Genomic DNA, 1781 nt, shown 5'->3' with positions numbered 1-1781 from the left:
GCGAAAGCAGCGTAATGATTTACAAGACCAATATTTACCTATCGGTTCTAGCTTTAACTTTGAGCAATTTCAGAACAATTTAGATGACCACACTGCTATTGTACAATTTTACATTACAGGGGATAAGCTGCTCACGTTCATCTTTACCCGGGAAACTCAACAGCCAATAGTTTGGCAGTCTGAGCCACAAGACTTAGACAAATTTGTAAATTGGAAAGATGAGTATTTACGAGATTACAAAGCTGATAAAATAAATAAAAATAATTGGCAAAACGACCTGAGTAACCGCCTAGATGAGCTGGCTGATATTCTGTCCATTGATGACATCATTAAGCAGATTACCGAAAGGTGCGATAGATTAATTTTAATCCCCTATCAGTATTTACATTTGTTGCCCCTTCATGCTTTACCGATTACCAGTAAGCAGGGAGAAGGTAAATCTAAAATTATAATGGAACAGTTTCCAGCAGGGGTAAGTTACGCTCCTAGCTGTCAACTACTCCAACTTGCTCAAACCAGAAAACGCCCCAACTTTACCCATCTGTTTGCCGTCCAAAATCCCAGTGCTGATTTAGTTTACACTAACCTAGAAGTAGAAGTAATTAAAGGCTACTTCAATTCACCACCAGATACAGAAGTTCTGGTGGAAAACGCTGCCACCAAAGCCGCCATAGATAGCAAAGTTTTCAACACATTCCACGTTGTCCATTTTAGCTGTCACGGTTACTTTAATTACCAAGAACCACGGAAATCGGCTCTAATCCTGGCCAATGCCCAGAAACCGGCATCTGCTGAACCCAATTCGGAGCGCTATTTACGAATAAGTGAAGAGGAAGTATTTGACCTAGAGCAATGTCTGACTATCGATGAAGTCTTTGAGTTACAATTAGAACAATGTCGCCTGGTCACTCTTTCGGCTTGTGAAACCGGATTGATTGATTATACTAACATTAGCGATGAATACGTTGGTTTACCCAGTGGTTTCCTAGTTGCCGGAAGTCCAGCAGTAGTTAGTAGCCTGTGGAAGGTAAACGATTTATCGACAGCGTTGTTGATGATTAAATTTTATCAGAATTTGCTAAAGCCAATGTCCTTAGCACTTGCCCTGAATCAAGCCCAACTCTGGCTGCGGGATGCTACTGTACAGGAATTGTTAGATTGGGCTGAACAGTTAACTAAACAGTTGAATTTGGATAATAACTTTAAGGAAAAAATTAAGAAAGAAATCCGTTTATTTAAAAGTGAAGAAACTCCCTTTTCTTCTCCTTTTTATTGGGCGGCTTACTGCGCCATTGGAAAATATTAGTTTTAGTTAAATCAACAAAAAAAAATGGAAATTTCAAGAATTATTCAAGCTTTTACGCAAGCACTAAAAACTCACTCGAAAAAATTTGAACTTATAGACTTGCAAGACTTAGACCAACTTTTAGTAACTTTAGACACTCCAACAGAAGCTGAATTAGATCAGATACTAACTAATTGGTTACAAACCCATACAGAAGTCAGAGATACTCTACGCCCATTTGCTGAAACTAATAAGGAATTAAAGAATTCGCCCAAGCTTCCGCCTAATTCTGAAGCAAGTATTATTCAAAATCTATTTGAACTGCGACAAACCAACCAAGAAGTTATTAAAGCTAAAACTAATCAACAGGATCAAGACAAGAGTCAGCAATCAAAACAAGGGTAAGCATTGAGCTATCAGCCGTCAGCCGTCAGGTAAGCTATCAGCTATCAGCTATCAGCTTATGCGCTACGCGCACGCTACGCGAACAGCTATT

General features: G+C 39.1%; 2 protein-coding genes. Both read left to right on the top strand.

What is annotated here, in order from left to right; translation table 11 throughout:
• Positions 1-1306: CHAT domain-containing protein (locus tag F6K49_RS45645; protein WP_293108873.1), on the top strand; the 1306-nt coding region annotated here is incomplete at its 5' end.
• Positions 1307-1330: 24 nt separating this feature from the next.
• Complete coding sequence (locus tag F6K49_RS45640; protein ID WP_293108870.1) at positions 1331-1690, top strand: hypothetical protein; 360 nt, start codon at positions 1331-1333, stop codon at positions 1688-1690.
• Positions 1691-1781 lie beyond the last annotated feature (91 nt).

This window comes from Moorena sp. SIO3I6 (assembly GCF_010672095.1).
The sequence above is the reverse complement of the archived record's forward strand: the minus strand, read 5'-3'. Positions and strand labels throughout refer to the sequence as shown.